Source organism: Faunimonas sp. B44 (assembly GCF_052655945.1).
The window spans coordinates 1-915 of record NZ_JBQYEX010000049.1; the positions used below are offsets into that span (position 1 = coordinate 1).

Annotated in this window: 3 protein-coding genes; all 3 read left to right on the top strand. The window is 64.3% G+C overall.

Annotation, left to right across the window (positions count from 1 at the left end):
- Window positions 1-223, top strand: a 223-nt coding sequence (locus tag ACUN0C_RS20185) for a hypothetical protein (RefSeq protein ID WP_445468194.1), incomplete at its 5' end; no start/stop codon positions are given.
- Window positions 213-476 (top strand): hypothetical protein, encoded by a 264-nt coding sequence (locus tag ACUN0C_RS20190; RefSeq protein ID WP_445468195.1) that lies wholly within the window; start codon window positions 213-215, stop codon window positions 474-476. The genes ACUN0C_RS20185 and ACUN0C_RS20190, both read left to right, overlap by 11 nt.
- Window positions 469-915, top strand: a 447-nt coding sequence (locus ACUN0C_RS20195; RefSeq protein ID WP_445468196.1) for an AAA family ATPase, incomplete at its 3' end; no start/stop codon positions are given. The genes ACUN0C_RS20190 and ACUN0C_RS20195, both read left to right, overlap by 8 nt.

Consider the following 915-nt stretch of genomic DNA (forward strand, 5'->3'; position numbering starts at 1 on the left):
TCGCGTCGTGGTAGCCGGCATGGAGGAATGGCTCACCACCCCCGGGCTGGAGACCCTCGAGATCAGCATGATCACCGAACTCAGGAAGGCGGCGGAGGAGAGCATCGACAAGTTCCACGCCGTGGCCAGGGAGTTCCGGACCCACCTTGGCCCCTTCATCGCCACCGCCGTGGCGAAGGCCCGGGTTCACGGACGCTGCAGGAACTGGCCGAATGTCGACTGAGGATATGATCCGCTGCCTGGAATCGATGGGCTACGTGGTCCTGGACCGGAAGCAGGTCCGCACCCTGAAGGGGCTCTCGACCATCAACCTGGAGCACGAGGGACCGGCCTGGCTGCCCTGGGCGGCTGAGGAGGCCAAGCGCCGTATCGCTCAGGCGGTCACTGAGCATGTCCATATGAGCGAGCGGAAGTGCTCCATCACCGGCGGACACCAGTTCGTCGCCGAACTCACGGTGGTTCTCCCCAATGCTTAAAAGCCTTTCCTACTCCGTCACCTTCGCATCGACTGGCCGGTCCCTTTCCGGCCAGATCGATTTCCAGAAGGGCTTCGGCGCCGTCACCGGCCCGAATGAGGCCGGCAAGTCCTTCATCATCGAGATGATCCGCTACTGCCTGTTCGGCTCGGCTGCGCTCCGTGGCGAGCAGAGCGGCTACCAGAAGCTCCGCGCCGAGCTGGAATGGTGCCTCAGGGGCGAGGACTACAAGGTGGTCCGCAACACCAGCCCGAAGCTCTACCGGGGCGACGAGGTGATCGCGGTCGGCACCAAGCCGATCAACGTCAAGATCGCCGAGCTGTTCGGCTACGGCCTCACCGTGTTCGACACCGCTCATGTCGCCAACCAGGGCGACATCGAGAAGCTCGGCTCGATGAAGCCGGCCGAGCGCAAGCGGATGGTCGACAGCGTGATCGGC

What these genes read in the sequence shown, in the direction of transcription:
- ACUN0C_RS20190 (WP_445468195.1), top strand. Translation starts at nt 213, where the DNA reads ATGTCGACTGAGGATATGATCCGCTGCCTGGAATCGATGGGCTACGTG.